The sequence below is a fragment of the Pseudomonas saponiphila genome, assembly GCF_900105185.1.
GTDB lineage: Bacteria > Pseudomonadota > Gammaproteobacteria > Pseudomonadales > Pseudomonadaceae > Aquipseudomonas > Aquipseudomonas saponiphila.
Genome location: NZ_FNTJ01000001.1, coordinates 2,699,096 through 2,715,105, shown reverse-complemented (window position 1 = coordinate 2,715,105; position 16,010 = coordinate 2,699,096). Strand labels below are relative to the sequence as shown.

The window sequence follows — 16,010 nt, the reverse complement described above, 5'->3', positions numbered from 1 at the left end:
GAAAGATTCATGGGGTCGAAGGCCAGCACTGCCACGGCTGCTCGCCGAGGCCCGCCAGCAGCCGGGTCAGGTGCCGCAGCACTTCGGCCTGCTGCTGGCGCAGGTAGAAGTGCCCGCCGGGAAACGTCTGAAAGTCAGTGACCTGGGCACTGACCTCGGCCCAGGCATAGGCTTCGTCCGCGTCGACTTCGCTGTCCTGGCTCCCCAGGCACACGCTCAGGGGCAGGTCCAGGGCGCGACCGACAGTGCCGCGATAGCACTCGATCAGCCGGTAGTCGTTGCGCAAGGCCGGCAGGTACAGCTCGCGCAGGGTCGGGTCGTCCAGCAGTGACGGTGCACCGTCCGACAGACGCCGCACATCCGCCAGCAACGCCTCGTCCGAGCCCAGGTGAAGCTCGCTGTGGCGCTGGCGATGGGGCGCCGGGTGCGCGGACACGATCAGCCGCTGCGGCGCCGAACCCTGCTGCTGCAGGCGCGCGGCCACCTCGTAGGCCAGGGCCGCGCCCAGGCTGTGGCCGAACAGCACCAGCGGCCGCTCCACCAGGTCCGACAGGGCCCGGGTGATGTTGCCGGCCATCCACTCCAGGCTGCCGGGCCAGGTTTCACTCAGGCGCTCCTCGCGCCCCGGGTACTGCACGGCGATCAGCTCGATATCCGTCGGCAACAGATTGCGCCAGTCATTGAAGAAGCTCGCGCTGCCCCCGGCATGGGGCAGGCACACCAGCCGGCAACGCGGCGGTTGTGGCTGCGGATAACGCCGCAGCCAGGCACTGGGAGCCTTTCTCACAAAACGCCCTCCTCTGCTTCGGCCAGGGCCACGCCGGTGAAGTCGGGCAACTGCACCCGAGTCTCCGGCAGCCAGCGCTGCAGCTGTTGCAGGCAGGCGGCCGCATCCAGCACCTGAGCGGCGTAATGCAGCCCCTCGGGCAATTGCGCCCAGTGCAGGGCGCAGAACGCCGCGACGCTGCCGGTCAGGCGCGAACCGTCCGCCGCCCGCAGCCAGGCGCAGGCATGCTGCTCGCGCCCGTCCCGTACACCGTCGATCTCCACCGCCAGCAGCTGATAGGGCTGGCGCCCGGCCACATCCAGGGCGCTGGCCTGGACCAGCGCGGCAACGTTCTGCGCCGCGTCCCGCGCCTCTGGCGCCAGGCCCTGGATCCGCTGCAAGGCCGCCGCCAGCTGCCCGCCCTCGAACAGGTTGAACCCCTGCCCGTGGCCTATCTGCAGGTCGCTGAACAGTCGCAGTTGCTCGCTGCTCAAGTAGGCATAGGCCGGCACTCCGCTCACCGGCAGCCAGGGCCGCTCCAGGTGCTGCGGGGTACTGGCACTGCTGCGCACCCGCTGCCCTTGGCTAAAGGCGCACTGGGCCTGGCCGAAGCCATTGCCCAGGCTCAGCAGAAAGTCCTCGGCGGCGGTGGCCGACAAGCGCCCCAGCCCACCGGCATAGCAGCGCATGGCATCGACCCGCTGGAAAGACTGCGCCAGCAACCGCGGAAACAGCCCCGACAGCCCCGGCAGCATGCCCGCCGACAGCAGCACCCGGCGCCCCGCCGGCAACTGCCCCGACAACCGCTCATGCACGGGATCGTCGCCGCCCACATCCAGGTAGTCGGCACCCGCGGCCAACGCGGCCCGGGCCACCCGATCGAGGATCCGGTAGCTGGGCCCGGCGCAGTTGATCACCAGCGCACAACCGACGCAGAAATCCGCCAGGCTCTGCGCGTCCCACAGGTCGAGGACGCGCACCTCGGCGCGCGCCCCCAACTGCCGGTTCAACAGCTCGGCCTGCTGCCGATCGCGGCCACCCAGGCGCAAGGCGACCCGGGGTGCCAGCAGCTGCGCCACTTGCCGGCCGACGCTGCCATAGGCCCCGATCAGGCCAATCACCGCCCCCTTCATGCCGCCACCTCGGCAACCGCCGCGAACGCCTGGGCCACGGCTTGCACCTGGGGCTGCTGCATGCAGCTGAAATGATCCCCGGGCACATCCACCACCCGCAGTTCACCCAGGCACAGGGCCTGCCAATAGGCGCTCATGTCGCGGTGCATGCCGGGCAGCACCTGCACCTCGCCGCTCTGGCGAATGAACAGCAGGTCGCCCGGGTACGGCGTGGCCTCGTGCAGGGCCACCGCCGCCAGACTGTGGCGCAGCACCTGCAACTGCTCGCCCAGCCAGTGCAGGTCGCTCAGTGGCGAGCCGGCGTGGCGCATGGCCTCGGCAATCGCCTGCAGGCGCTGCTCCGGGGTCTTCTGTGCCAGGCGCCGCAGGCCGGCCAGGGCCGGGGCGCACTGGGCATCCTCGCTCAGGGCCAGCAGCGAACCCTGGGGCACCCGCCCCGGGGTCTGCGCCAGCACCCGGGCGATGCTGCGCTCCATGGCCTGTTCATCCTCGGGGTAACCCAGGGCCAGCGGGTCGGCCTGCATCACCCGGGCGAACACGTACTCGGCCAACAGGTCGTCCTCGATCATGAACGGCACCCGGTAGCTGCTGATCACGCTCAGTTGCAGCACCTGGATCGAACGCGCCGCCAAGCACGCCGCCAGCTCCGTGGCCAGCAGTCCGCCCAGGCAATAGCCGACGATGTTCACCTGACGCCGGCCTTCGGCCTGCAGGGTGTCGGCATAGCGCTCGGCCAACTGGCGAATCGCCGTGGCCGGTTCCAGGGCCAGATAGCCCGCTACATCGTTGAGCACCAGCCCTTCCACCGGCACGTTTTCTCCCAGGGCGGCGAACAAGGCGCGGTACGGCGCCAGGGTGCCACTGCCGTCATGGACGAAGATCTGCGTCGGGCCCTGGGCCTTGTCGCTGATGCGCACCAGTGGCGAATCGCCTGCCACGCCCTGGCCGCGCAGGTAGTCGGCCAGGGCCGCCACCGTCGGCTGGTTGATCAGCTGGCGCAGCAGGTCGCTCCAGGGCAATGGCCGGGCCTGGGGCAAGACTTCCCGCAAACGCCCCACCACCTGCGCCACCAGCAGCGAGTCGCCGCCCAGCTCGAAGAAGCCCTGGTCACGGCCCACCACCGGCACCCGCAACAGGCTCTGCCAGACCTCGGCGATGCTGCGCTCCAGCGCGTCCAGCGGCGCCGCCCCGCTGCTCACCTGCTGCTCGGGGCCGGCCACGCCGATCCGCGCCAGGGCCTGGCGATCGACCTTGCCGTTGGCGCTCAGGGGCATTTCGTCAAGCACCAGCCAGTCCGCCGGGATCATGTAGTCCGGCAGGCGCTGGGCCAGGTGGGCCCGCAGCGCCTCGGGCTCCAGGGTCTGGCGCTGGCTCTTGAAGCGGGTGATGAACAGGTGCTGGCCGATCTGCGACATGGCGTCGTCGGCCTCGGGCAGGCACAGCGGGCGCTCGCCCCCGGCCTCCAGCAGCAACTGCTGCCACTGCTCGCGACAGATGAAGGTGGTGTCCTGCTCGGCGCGAAAATCCTCGAAAGCGCTCAGGCCTTCCTTGAACTCCATGGACGCCATGATCTGGTAGGTGTCGCGGGTGGCCTCGATGAAGATCAGCCAGCCACCCGGGGCCAGCATCTGCCGCAGCCGCGCCAGCACCCGGCCGGCGTGCCGCGAGTTGTGCAGCACGTTGGCGCAGAGGATCACATCCAGGGAATTGGCGGCCACGCCCTGGGCCCAGTGGTCCTGGTTGAGGTCGAACAGGCCGTAGCTGACCCAGGGGTAGGCGGCGAAATGCTCCCGCGCCTCATTCAGGAAGAACTGCGACAGGTCGGTGAACTGGTAGTCCACCGCCAGGCCGTCCAGCGCCGGGATCAGGTCGGCGCTGGTGCCGCCGACCCCGGCGCCGATTTCCAGCAGGCGCAGGCGCCGGCCCGCCGGCTGCTGGCGCACGATCTCCTGCACCGCGGCGCACACCGCCTGGTTCAGGTACTGGCTGATCAGGTTCTTGCGGTAGGCGCCCTCGGCGGTGTCGGTCCGGCCTTCGGGGAACAGCAGGTGCAGCGGGTCGAGCCGGTCGCTCATCAGTGCCGGCAATTGCTCCTGGCTTTCGCGCAGGTAGCGCAGGACCTCGGCGCCCCAGCCCACGGACGGCTCCAGGGCATCGATGCGCTGCCATTGCTGGCGGTACTCCTCGGCCGACACCTGCAGGTCCGAATAGCGCCCGGTGTGCAGGTCCCGGTGCACCAGGCCCTCCCTGGCCAGGGCTTGCAGCCAGCGACGGATCAAGCGCTGATTGCGTGGCGCCACCTCACAGACCGCGACAATTTCTTCCAGGGCATGGCTCTGCCCCGGGGCCTCGAACAACCCCGGACGCTGCAGGGCCAGGCCCATGGACAGCAGCGCGGCGCGCTCGACGCAGGCCGACATTTCAGTGACCAGGGCATCGCTCAAGTCGCCACGCACCGCCTGGGCCGCCGCCCGGGTCCGCGCCTGCAAGGGCTCCGGCCAGGCCAGCGGCATGTCCCGCAGGCTGGCCGTCAGGCAGGCTTGCAGGCGCCGGTCGAAGGCGCCCTCGCCCGCGGCCACCACCACCGCCGACTCCACATGGGGATGGCTGAGCAAGGCGCTTTCCACTTCCGCCAGTTCAATGCGGTGGCCGCGCACCTTGACCTGGAAATCCTCGCGGCCGAGGAACTCGATCAGGCCATCTTCCAGGTAGCGCCCCAGGTCGCCGGTGCGGTACAGGCGCTCGCCGCTGCGCGGATGCTCGACAAAGCGCTCGGCGTTTTTTTCGGCATCCCCCAGGTAGCCCAGGGCCAGGCCGCTGCCGGCGATGTACAGCTCGCCGGCGACCCCTTGCGGGCGGTCGCGGCCCTGCTCGTCGAGGATCATGAAGCGCTGGTTGGCCAGCGGCCGGCCGTAGGGAATGCTGCGCCACTGCGGGTCGACCTGGTTGATCGGGTAATGGATCGACCAGATCGCCGCCTCGGTGGCGCCCCCCAGGCTGATCAGGCGCAGCCGAGGCAGCAACTGGGCGGTTTCCGCCGGCAGGTTCAGGGGGATCCAGTCCCCCGACAGCAACGCCAGCCGCAGGGTCGCCGGGGCCATGGACGGCAGCGCCTGCAGGTAATGGGTGAGCATCTGCAACTGCGCCGGCACCGAGCTCCACAGGGTCACCCCGTGCTCCCGGGCGCACTCGGCCCAGTGCGAAGGGTCGGCGCGGCGTTGCGGGTCCGGCAGCACCAGGGCGCCGCCCACCGCCAGCAGGCCGAAGATGTCGTACACCGACAGGTCGAAGCCCAGGCTGGCCAGGGCCAGCACCCGGTCCTCGGCGTCGATGGCAAAGCGCTGGTTGATGTCGACCACGGTATTGAGCGCCGCCTGATGGCTGATCATCACCCCCTTGGGCACCCCGGTGGAGCCGGAGGTGTAGATCACGTAGGCCAGTTGCTGCGGGTCGATGGCCACGGTGGGCACGGGCCGCTGCGGCAGCCGCGGGCCCTGGTCGACCTGGATCACCTGGGTCACCCGCGCCGGCCAGCACAGCTCATCGCTCAACCAGGACTGGCTGAGCACCCGGCCGACCTCGGCGTTGTCCAGGATCAGCTGGCGCCGGGCCTCGGGCTGGTTGGTGTCCAGCGGCAGGTAGGCGGCCCCGGCACGCAAAATGCCAAGCACCGCGATCACCTGTTCCAGGCCCTTGTGCATGCACACCGCAACCCGCTCCCCGGGCTGGCAGCCGGCATCGAGCAGGGCCTCGGCCACGGCTTCGGCGCGCCCGGCCAGTTCGCCGTAGCTGATCTGCGCGGCGCCCTGGATCAGCGCCACCCGCTGCGGCGCCGCGGCCGCCTGGCGCCAGAACGGCTCGTGCAGCAGCCCCTCGGGCAACGGCGCGGCGCTCTGGTTCACCAGCTCGCGTTGCAGGCGCTGCGCCGCCGGCAGCTCCAGGCAGTCGTCCAGGGTCCAGGCCGAGGGTTCCCGGGCCAGGCGCTTGAGCAAGCGTTCGAAGGTGTCGAACAGCGCATCCAGCAGGGTGTCGCTGAACACCCCTTCGCGGATGTCCCAATTGATCGCCAGGCCGTCGTCCCGCTCGCTGACCTGGCAATCGATCAGCACCTGGGGCGTCTGGCTGATGCCGAACACCAGCTCGGCACCGGGCATGAAGGCCCCGCCGCCGCTCTCGCCACCTGCGCCCAGGGTGCTGGTGAAGGCATAGGGCATCAGCGCCGCCTCCTGGCCCTTGCGCCGCGCCAGCTCACGCAGCACTTCGATGCCCGAACACAGGCGATGGTCCATGTCCTGCCACAGGCGCTCCTGCAACTGCTGGCTGCGCTGGCCGAAGCTGCCGCCTTGCAGGGTCTGCACTTCCAGCAGCTCCACCGAGCTGAAGTCGCCCACCAGGCGGTCCACCTGGGGGTGCAGCGACAGGCGATTGAGCAGGGTCAGGCTCAGGCAGAAATGCCCGCGCCGGCTCCAGCGCCCGAGGGTTTCGGCGTAGGCCGAGAGGATCGCCGCCGACACCCCGACCCCGGCCGCCGCCGCGTTCAGGCGCAGGGCGTTGCAGTCGCGGGCCTGCAGGCTCATGGCCCGGCGCAGAAAGCGCGGCCCGCTGGGCGCGCCCAGCGTGGGCAGTTCCGGCGCCCCCGGCAGGCTGTCGACCCGCGCCCACCAGTAGTCGCGGTCGCGCTGGTAGCGCGCTTGCTCACGCAGGCGCCGCTCCCCCAGCACATAGTCGCGAAAGCTGATCTGCGCCGGTGCCGGCAAGGGCTCGCCACGGTACAGCTGCTGCAGTTCGGCCAGCAGCATGCGCACGCTCTGGTAGTCGCACACCAGCAGGTCCACCGACAGGTGCAGGCGCGAGGTGTCGCGGCCCTGGCTCACGCACAGCTCGATCAGCGGCCATTGCTGCGGCGTGGCGAGGCGCAGTTCCATGCGTTCGCGCAGGGCCTGCAAGGCGCTGCCATCGTCCTCGCGCAGGTCGTGGCAGGCGATGGCGTAATACGGCACCTGGGGCAGGATGCGCTGGTAGCCCTCTTCCAGCACCACCGCCCGCAGCATCTCGTGGCGGGCGATCAACTGGTTCCAGGCCTGCTCCAGGCGCCGCGGGTCGAGGTCGTGCTGGGCGAACTCCAGGTAGCCGTGGCAAGCCACGCCGCCATAGCTGAAGGCACTGGTGCGGCCCAGCAGGTAGGCGGCCTGCACGTCGGTCAGCGGAAAGGGTTCTTCACGGGCCGAATGATCGGCCTCCAGGGTCGGCAACTGCGCCGCCTGCAGCTGTTGCAGCAACCCTTCCTTGTGCTCGCGCAGCTGTTGCAGGCGTGCCTCGTCCATGACCCCGGCCGGGGCCCGATAACGCAGGCGGCCCTGTTCTTCCCAGAGCTCCACGCCCAGTTGTTGCAGATCCTGTTGCAGTTGCTGCAGCGTCATAACACGCCCTCCACCATTGCGTTCTGATTGACGGGCCGCTGTGCCTGGCGCGAGGCGAGCAACTGCCCCTGCAGGGCCACGGTGGCCGCGTTGAAAAAATCCTTGAGCGACAGTTCCAGCTGGAACTGCCGGGCGATGCGTTCGATCAGGCGGGCCGCCAGCAGGCTGTTGCCGCCCAGGGCAAAAAAGCCCTGGTGGCGACCGACCTGGGGCACGTGCAGCAACTCCTGCCACAGCGCGGCCACGGCCTCTTCCCACGCCCCTTGGGGCGCTTCGGCGCTGTGCGGCTGGATGCCCCGACGCTGCTCCTGCAGCAGCCACAACAGCGCCGCGCGATCGACCTTGCCGTTGGCGCTCAGAGGCAGCGCGGACAGGCTCAGCCAAGTGTCCGGAAGCATGTGCTCGGGCAGCCATTGCCCCAGCCACTGGCGCAGGGCCTGGGATTCGGGCAGCGGCTCCCGGGCCAGCAGTACCGCCGCCAGCTGCGGTTCGCTGCCGGGCAGTACCAGGCTCAGCGCGCGGTCGATGGCCGGATGGCGCTCCAGGGCCAGGTCGATTTCCGCCAGCTCGATGCGAAAGCCGCGGACCTTGACCTGATGGTCCAGGCGCCCGAGAAACTCCAGGCTGCCGTCGGCCCAGTAGCGGCCCTGGTCGCCGGTGCGGTACCAGCGCCCGCCGTCATGCTCGACAAAGCGCTGGGCGCTGAGGGTCGGCAGGCCGCGATAACCGGCGGCCACCCCGGCGCCGCCGATCCACAGCTCGCCAGGTACCCAGTCCGGGCAGTCCCGGCCCTGGCTGTCCACCACCCGGAAGCACTGGTTGTCCAGGGGCCGGCCGTAGGGGATCGAGCGCCAATGGGCGGGCACCGCCGCCACCTCCTGATAGTTGGACCAGATCGCCGCCTCGGTGGCGCCACCCAGGGCCACGAACGGCACGTGGCGCCCCGCCGCCTGTTCCAGGCGCCGCGGCAGGTCGAGGCCGACCCAGTCGCCGGACACCATGGCCAGGCGCAGTGCCCCGAGCCCGCCGCCATCGCGCACTTGCAGGGTTAGCATCTCCAGCAGCGCCGGCACCGAGTTCCACAGGCTCACTTGCTGTTCGCGGATCAGCCGCAGCCATTCCCGGGGCTCCTTGCGCAGGTTGTCCGCCGGCAGAACCAGGGCGCCGCCGACACTCAACGGGCCGAACAGGTCGTACACCGACAGGTCGAAATCCAGGGCCGAGAGCCCCAGCACCCGGTCCTCGGCGCTGACCTGGTAACGCCGGTTGATCGCGGCGACGGTGTTCATCGCCGCCTGATGAGACAGCTCGACGCCCTTGGGCTCGCCGGTGGTGCCCGAGGTGAAGATCACATAGGCCAGGGCATCCGCCGCTACCTGTCGGGGCTGCTCCAGCGCTGGTGCGACAAGCGCCTGGGCCAGGGTCACCACCCGCAGCTCGGCCAGCCAGATGCCGCCCTCGCGGTGGGCCTGATCGGTGATCACCACCCGCGCGCCGGCGCGCTGATAGATCATGTCGCGGCGTGCCGGCGGCTGCTCGATGCCCACCGGCACATAGACCGCCCCGGCGGCGAGAATCCCCAGCACCGCGATCACCTGTTCGCGGCCCTTGGGCAGGGTGATCGCCACCGCGTCACCGGGCTGCACGCCCCACTGCACCAGCGCCCCGGCCAGTTGCAGGGCCTGCCGCGCCAGCTCGGCGTAGCCCAGGCGGCCCTGGTCGTCGATCAGCGCCAACGCCTCGGGGTGCTGGCGCGCCTGTTGGAAAAACCCTTGGTGCAGGCACTGCGCGGGCGTGGCGTGTGCAGTGGCATTGACCTTCTGGCGCCGTTGCTGCTGCGCCGCCGGCAGTGGCAAGGGCGCCGGCTGCTGCCAGTCGTTGGCGCACAGCCACAACAGCAAGGCGCGGTAGGCGTCGAACATCTGCTCCAGCAGGCCTTCGGGGAACAGCCCCTGCACCGCGTCCCAGTTCAGCAGCAAGCCATCGGCCAGCGGGTAGCTCTGGTGGTCGAGCCAGACCTGGGGCGTCTGCGACAGGGCCCAGCCGGGTTCACCCAGTTGCTCGCGGCAGGTGGCGTCGACAAAGGCCGGGCCCAGGTTGCAGGCGAACACCACCGGCGCGCCCTGGCCGCCACCCTGGCTCAGCCGCGCACGCTCGCGCAGCACCTCGACCCCGGGCCAGGCGCTGTGGGCGATGTCGCGGTGCAGCTGGGCCTGCAGCGCCAACGCCTGCTGGCTGAAGGACGCGGGCTGGCGCAGGTCGACTTCCAGCAGCACCAGGTTGGAGAAATCCGCCAGCAGATGGGGCACGCAGGGGTGCAGTTCCTGGCGGTCGAACAGCGGCACGTTGAGCAGGAAGTGCTGGCTGGCGCTCCAGCGCCCCAGCACCTGGGCATAGGCGCAGGCGAGCACGCTGGCCAGGGTCAGGCCCTGTTGCCGGGCACGCCGTTCCAGGGCCTGCAACTGCTCGTGGTTCAGGCGCATCGCCAGCCGGCGAAAACGCGGCGTGCCGAGCTGCTGCGGCTCCTGGGCCAGGGGCAACTGCGGGCCGTCCGGCAGATCCTCCAGGCGCTCCAGCCAATAGTCCCGGGCCGCCGCCACCTGCGGCGCACGCAGCGCCTGCTCGGCCCGCAGGTAGTCGGCGAAGTTCCACTCCAGGGCCGGCAGGCGCTGCTCCTGGCCGGCGTGGATCAGCGCCAGGTCGCGCAGCAGGATGCCGATGCTGAGCACGTCGGCCACCAGCAGATCGATATTCAGGTGCAGGCGGCTGCGGCCTTCGGGCAGCAGGCTCAGTTGCACGTCGAACACCTGCCCGCGACTGACGTCCAGGCGTCGGTGCGAGAGGCTTTCACGGATCTGCTCCAGGGCCTCGGCGGCGCCGACGCAGGACGCCTGGCGCAGGTCGTGCACGGTCAGCCCGGGCCAGGGGCTCTGGGGCAGGATGCGCTGGCAGCTGTCGCTGATGAAACAGGCGCGCAGCATCGGATGGCGCTGGCACAGGCGCTGCAATGCTTGCTCCAGGCGCTGCGGCTCAAGGCCGTGGCCATCCAGTTCCTGGTACAGGTGGCAACCGATGCCGCCCAGGGGCAGGCCCGGCTCGCGGCCGAACCAGTAGGCCTGTTGCAGCGGGGTCAGGGCAAAATCGCCGCTGGCGGGAGCGCTGGCCACGGCCTGCAGGCGCGGCGCCGCGAGGCCGCGGCGGGCCTCGATCAGCGCCCACCAGGCGGCCAGGGTCGGCTGCTGGATCAGCTCGGCGAAGCTCAGGGTCACGCCTTCGCTGGCCAGCAGTGCCGGCAGGCGCATGATGCTCACCGAGTCGAGGCCCTGCTCGATCAGCGACGCATCCGCTTCAAGGTCGCCGGGCTCGTAGCCGAGCAAGCGGGCGATGCCTGCGCAGAGTCCTTGGGGTGAATGACTCAGGCCGGCGGGCGCTGGATGGGCGCGTGCCAGTGCTGGGTTATCAGTCATGGTGGACGGTCCTTTGGGGTACGGAAGAAGGTGTGCGCAAGCGCCAGCGATTGATCGCCTCGCGCTCGTGAAACAACTGGCGATAACGGCCGGGAGCCGCCATCAGTTGGCTGTGGCTGCCGTGCTGGGCCAGACGGCCCTGGTCCAGTACCAGGATCTGCCCGGCGCACGGAGCCAGGGTCGGTTTGTGGGTCGCCAGCAGCACCGTGTGCTTGCGCGCCAGCTGCCGCAGGCTCTGGTTGACCCGGGCCTCGCTGATGGCGTCCAGGGCGGCGGTGGGCTCATCCAGCAGGATCAGCGTGGCGTCCTTGAGCATGACCCGGGCCAGGGCCAGGCACTGGCGTTCGCCGCCGGAAAGGCTCACCCCGCCCTCGCCGACCCGGGTCTGCCAGCCTTGGGGCAGGCGCTGGGCCAGCCGGTCGAGGCCGGTGGCGCGGGCCGCGTCCAGCAGTTGCGCTTCGCTGGCCTCGGGGCGGCCCAGGCGCAGGTTGTCCAGCAGGCTGGCGGCCAGCGGCGGGCAGTCCTGGAACATCAGGGCGATGTCCCGATCACGCTGACTGGCCGACAGCTGACGCAGATCGACACCGCCCAGCAGGATCGCGCCGTGGCTGACATCGCAAAAACGCGCCAGCAACCGCAGCAGGCTCGACTTGCCGGAACCGGATGGCCCCACCAGCAGGTTCAGCGAACCCGGCTCCAGCGTGAAGCTGATGTCTTGCAGGATCGCCCGCCCCTGGCGCTCCAGGCCCAGCTGGCGAACCTCCAGGCGCCGATCGGCCGGCACCTGGGGCCAGGCCGGTTCCGGCAGCGGCGCCAGGTCCAGCAACTGGCGCAGACTGTCCAGGCCATGGCGGGTCTGGCGCAGGCTGGTGCCCAGGTTGACCAGGGCGCCCATGGGCTCCACCAGGCAGGTGGCAAGCACCGCCAGGGCCAGGTATTGCACGGCGCCGAGGCTGCCGCCGAGCACCGCGTAGAGCCCGCACAACAGCACCGCGGTGTAGCCGGCCTGAAGCGCCAGCACCAGCCCCAGGGCCGCCGGAAAGGTTCGCCAGTGCGCCCGGCGCTGGGCCTGGCGCTGTTGCTGCAACGCCGCGCCGAGCAGGCTGAAACCTTCGCCGTTGCGCCCGCTGGCCCGCAACAGCGGCTGCTGGCGCAGGTATTCCAGGACCCGCGCCGCGGCTTCGCCGGCCGCCGCTTCGCTGTGCTGCTCGGCCTGCCCGCCCCAGCGCACGCCCCAGTGATAGAACAGCACCAGCAAGGGCAGGCAGGCCAGGGCCGCCAGGGCCATGGACAGGTCGTAGCACCACAGCGCCACGAGCAGGGCCAGGGGCGTCAGCAGGGCATTGGCCATGGGCTGCAGCAAGTGCGCCGGTGCGCTCATGATCTGCGCCACGGTATGGGTCACCAGGCGGTTGAACTCGGCGCCGCGGCGCTCGACAAACCACTCCAGGGGCAGGCGCGCCAGATGCCGGCCGATGCGCAGGTTCAACGAACGCGCCGCCGCGGCTCCGGCCCGGTAGCCCGCCAGTTGCGCCCGGCGGCGCAGCCACAGGCAGAGCCCGGCGAATCCGCCAAAGGCTGCGGCCCAGAGCCAGGGCGTCCGCGCCGTGGCGGCCTCCAGGGCGCTGGCCAGCGCCATGGGCAATAACCCCAGGGCCAGGCCCTGGGCCAGGGCACTGGCGGCCATGGCCAGCAAGGCCCGACGCAACAGCGCGGCTTCTTGCGGCTGCAGGCTGCGTAACAGCGCGGCGATCATGGGCGACTCCCGTTCAGCGCGGCGGCGTCCAACTGCTCCGCGGCCCAGAGCCCGGCATACACCCCCTGCCGCTCCAGCAGGGCCTGATGCTGGCCGCACTCCACCAGGCGCCCGCCCTGCAGCACGGCAATCTGCTCGGCGTCCTGAATGCTGCTCAGGCGGTGGGCGACCACCAGCACCGTGCGCCCCTGGGCCAGGCGCGACAGGGCCTGCTGGATCGCCGCTTCCGATTGCGGATCGCTGGCGGCGGTGGCCTCGTCGAGCACCAGGATCGGCGCGCGGCTGAGCATGGCCCGGGCGATGCCCAGGCGCTGGATTTCACCGCCGGAGAGCGCCAGCCCCTCCTCCAACTGGCTGTGATAGCCCTGGGGCAAGGCGCAGATGCGATCGTGGATCTGCGCCGCCCGGGCCGCGGCTTCGACCTCCGCCAGACTGGCTCCGGGCCTGCTCAGGCGCAGGTTGTCGAGGACGCTGGCACGCAGCAGGCGCACCTCCTGGAAGACAAAGGCCACCTGGCGATACAGGGTCGCGCTGTCCATCTCTCGCAGGTCGACACCACCGATGCGGATCGCCCCGGCGCTGACATCGGCAAAGCGCGCGAGCAAGGTGGCCAGGGTCGATTTGCCGGCCCCGGAATCCCCCACCAGGGCGGTCAGGGTGCCCGGCTGCAGGCACAGATCGATGCCGTGCAACACCTGGCTGCCGTCGGGGTAGCTGAAGTCCACGCTTTCGAAGTTCACCACTGCCCCGTCGGGCTCCCGCGAGCAGGCCGGCTGCGCCAGCACCGGCGTGCCCAACAGCGCACTGATGCGCTGCGCCGCCGCCCGGCCCTGGACCAGGGAATCGGCGCCATGCCCCAGGGCCGCCACCGGCGCCGCCAGGGCCGGCCCCAGCAAGGCAAACGGCAGCAACTGCAGCGGCTGCAAGACCCCGACGGCCACCAGCGGAACTCCAGCCAGCAGTACCAGGGCCAACACCAGCAGCGGCGAGAGCAGCACCTCGACACTGGCGCCCAGGCCCGCCCAGCGCTCGACCCAGCTGGAGAAGAACGCGGCGAAATCCTCCACCGCCTTGAAGAACTCGTCCTGGACCCGCTGCACCCGGCCAAAGGACTTGACCATGGCAATGCTCTGCACGAAGTTCAGGGTCGCCGTCGACAGCGCGCCCATGGCGCCGCCCAGGCGCTGGCGCTCGGCGCGGTAGGCCGGGGTGCCCATCACCCGCAGGCGCCACAGCGCGATCAACGGCGGCGCCAGCACCACCAGGGTCATGGGCAGGCTCACCGTCAGCAGGTAGATCAGGCTGGCCAGGGGCACCACCAGGGCCGCCACCAGATTGTTGGGCAGGTGCGCCACCAGTTGATGCAGGGCACCGACGTCCTCCAGCAGCACCCGCTCGGCGGTGTGCCGCTGGCCCTCCAGCCAGGCCAGGGGCACCCGCGCCAGATGGGCGGCAATGCGCTGGCGCAAATGGCGCTGCAGATCACTGTCGGCCAGATGGGTGATCTGCAACCCCGCCGCCAGCCCTAGCAGGCGCAGGAGCAGCGCCCCGGCCCCGGCCAGCAGCCAGAAGCCCGCGCGCTCAAGGTCCAGCTCGCCGGCCAGCAGCAGCGGCGCCAGTTCGGCAACGGCGATCAGCGGCAGCAGGCCCACCAGCGCCGCCAGCACCTGCAGCAGCATCGCCGCCAGCAGGCGCCCGCGCACCGGGCGCAGCAGTGCGGTCAGTCCTGGGTGTTCAGCCACGGCCATCGGTGGCCTCCAGGGCCTGGGCCCGGTTGCCGAAATACTGGGCCTGGATCGCCTCGCGCAGGTGCTTGCGGCTGACCTTGCCGACCCCGGTCTGGGGAAACGCCGGGATGAATTCGAAGCGGTCCGGCAGCTTGAACGCCGCCAGCCCCTGGGCCCGCAGATGGCGCAGCAGTTGCGGGGCCCGGGGCGCGGCGCCACGGGGGATGACGAAGGCGCAGGTGCGCTCGCCGAGGAAAGCATCGGGCATCGCCACCAGGGCCACGTCGGCCACCGCCGGGTGGCTGAGCAGCAGGTTCTCCACTTCTTCGGCGGCGATCTTTTCACCGCCGCGGTTGATCAGGTCCTTGTCCCGCCCTTCCACCATCAGGTAGCCGTCGGCGGTGAGTTGCACCCGGTCGCCGGTGCGGTAGAAGCCGTCGGCGGTGAAGGCCTGGGCGTTGTGCTCGGGGTAACGGTAATAACCGCGAATGGTGTAGGGGCCACGGGTCAGCAACTGCCCCACCTGCCCCACCGGCACCGGCTGCTCGTGCTCGTCCACCACGCGGATTTCGTCCGCCGGCGACAGCGGCCGACCTTGGGTGTGCAGCACCCGCTGCGGCGGGTCCTCAGGGTCGGTGTAGCAGATCAGCCCTTCGGCCATGCCGAACACCTGCTGCAAGCGGCAACCCAGCACCGGCTCGACGCGCCGTGCCGCTTCGAAGCTGAGCTTGGCCCCGCCCACTTGCAGCAGTTGCAATGACGCCAGCCCGTGCCCGCGAGCCTGGGCTGCCTCCAGCCAGACCAGGGCCAGGGGCGGCACCAGCGCGGTGTGGGTCACGGCTTCGCGCTCGATCAGCTCGAAGCAGACTTGCGGGCTCGGCGAGGGGCTGAGCACCACCCGCCCGCCCACCGCCAAGGTGCCGATGAAGCCCGGGCAGCACATGGGAAAGTTGTGCGCCATGGGCAGCGCCACCAGGTACACGCTGGCCTCGGACAGGCCGCAGCGCTCGGCGCTGGCCCGCAGGTTGTAGAGGTATTCGTGGTGCCGACGCGGGATCAGCTTGGGAATCCCGGTGGAACCGCCGGAGAGCTGGAAGCAGGCCACCGCGTCGGCACTGGGGGCCGGGAAAGCGCGCGGGGCGCTGGCGTCATACAGGCTGTACAGGGCGGTGAACTCCTCGGCCTCGCCGGCCACCAGCACCCATTCCAGTTGCGGGTTGCCCGCCTTGAGCTCGCGGGCCATGGCGCGAAAGTCGAAGCCGCCGTCGCGGTCGGCGCAGAAGTAGGCGCGGGCCTGGGCGAACTCGCAGAAACGGCCGATTTCCAGGTTCCGGTGGGCCGGCAGCGCGAAGATCGGCCGCACGCCCAAGCGATATAGGGCAAAGCAGACTTCAACAAAGGCCGTGCTGTTGGGCAGTTGCAGCACCACGTTGTCGCCGGCCCGCAGCCCCAGCCGGTACAGGCCGGCGGCCAGTTGGTCGACTCGCAGGTCCAGTTGTCGATAGCTCAGGCGCTGCGGGCCATCGGTCAGCGCCTCGCGCTCGCTGAAGGTCCGGGCCGCGCCTCGCAGCAGGTCGCCAAAGGTTTCATCGCGCCAGTAACCGGCCTCGCGGTAAGCCTGGGCGAAGGCCTCGGGCCAAGCGGGGCAATCTTGCGAATCGTCGAATGTGGACATGCTGTCTCCTGAGTTTTTTTCGGCAAAAGGCCGCCCCGGACCTGAAATTTCAGGCCCCTGGAATGA

The 16,010-nt window shown here is 70.4% G+C and carries 7 protein-coding genes; all 7 read right to left on the bottom strand.

The annotated features are described in order from the left end of the window. Positions 1-7 precede the first annotated feature (7 nt). From BLV47_RS12680 to BLV47_RS12650, 7 genes are read right to left on the bottom strand one after another with little or no spacing between them, the layout of a single operon-like run. Complete coding sequence (locus BLV47_RS12680; protein ID WP_092314019.1) at positions 8-787, bottom strand: thioesterase II family protein; 780 nt, start codon at positions 785-787, stop codon at positions 8-10. Continuing rightward, on the bottom strand, positions 784-1,899 hold the full coding sequence (locus BLV47_RS12675) for a saccharopine dehydrogenase NADP-binding domain-containing protein (protein ID WP_244168871.1): 1,116 nt from the start codon (positions 1,897-1,899) through the stop codon (positions 784-786). Before BLV47_RS12675 ends, BLV47_RS12680 begins: the two co-directional genes overlap by 4 nt. Then, positions 1,896-7,319, bottom strand: a complete 5,424-nt coding sequence (locus tag BLV47_RS12670; RefSeq protein ID WP_092314017.1) for a non-ribosomal peptide synthetase — start codon at positions 7,317-7,319, stop codon at positions 1,896-1,898. Before BLV47_RS12670 ends, BLV47_RS12675 begins: the two co-directional genes overlap by 4 nt. Further along, positions 7,316-10,786, bottom strand: coding sequence for a non-ribosomal peptide synthetase (locus tag BLV47_RS12665; RefSeq protein WP_092314015.1), 3,471 nt, complete (start codon positions 10,784-10,786; stop codon positions 7,316-7,318). Before BLV47_RS12665 ends, BLV47_RS12670 begins: the two co-directional genes overlap by 4 nt. Then, on the bottom strand, positions 10,779-12,542 hold the full coding sequence (locus BLV47_RS12660; RefSeq protein WP_092314013.1) for an ABC transporter ATP-binding protein: 1,764 nt from the start codon (positions 12,540-12,542) through the stop codon (positions 10,779-10,781). Before BLV47_RS12660 ends, BLV47_RS12665 begins: the two co-directional genes overlap by 8 nt. Beyond that, the gene (locus BLV47_RS12655) at positions 12,539-14,290 is read right to left on the bottom strand and encodes an ABC transporter ATP-binding protein (RefSeq protein WP_092314011.1); all 1,752 of its coding nucleotides are present in this window, start codon (positions 14,288-14,290) and stop codon (positions 12,539-12,541) included. The genes BLV47_RS12660 and BLV47_RS12655 overlap by 4 nt, the downstream gene beginning before the upstream one ends. Next, positions 14,277-15,944: a (2,3-dihydroxybenzoyl)adenylate synthase gene (locus BLV47_RS12650; protein ID WP_092314009.1), complete on the bottom strand. Its 1,668-nt coding sequence runs from the start codon at positions 15,942-15,944 to the stop codon at positions 14,277-14,279. The genes BLV47_RS12655 and BLV47_RS12650 overlap by 14 nt, the downstream gene beginning before the upstream one ends. Positions 15,945-16,010: the final 66 nt, after the last annotated feature.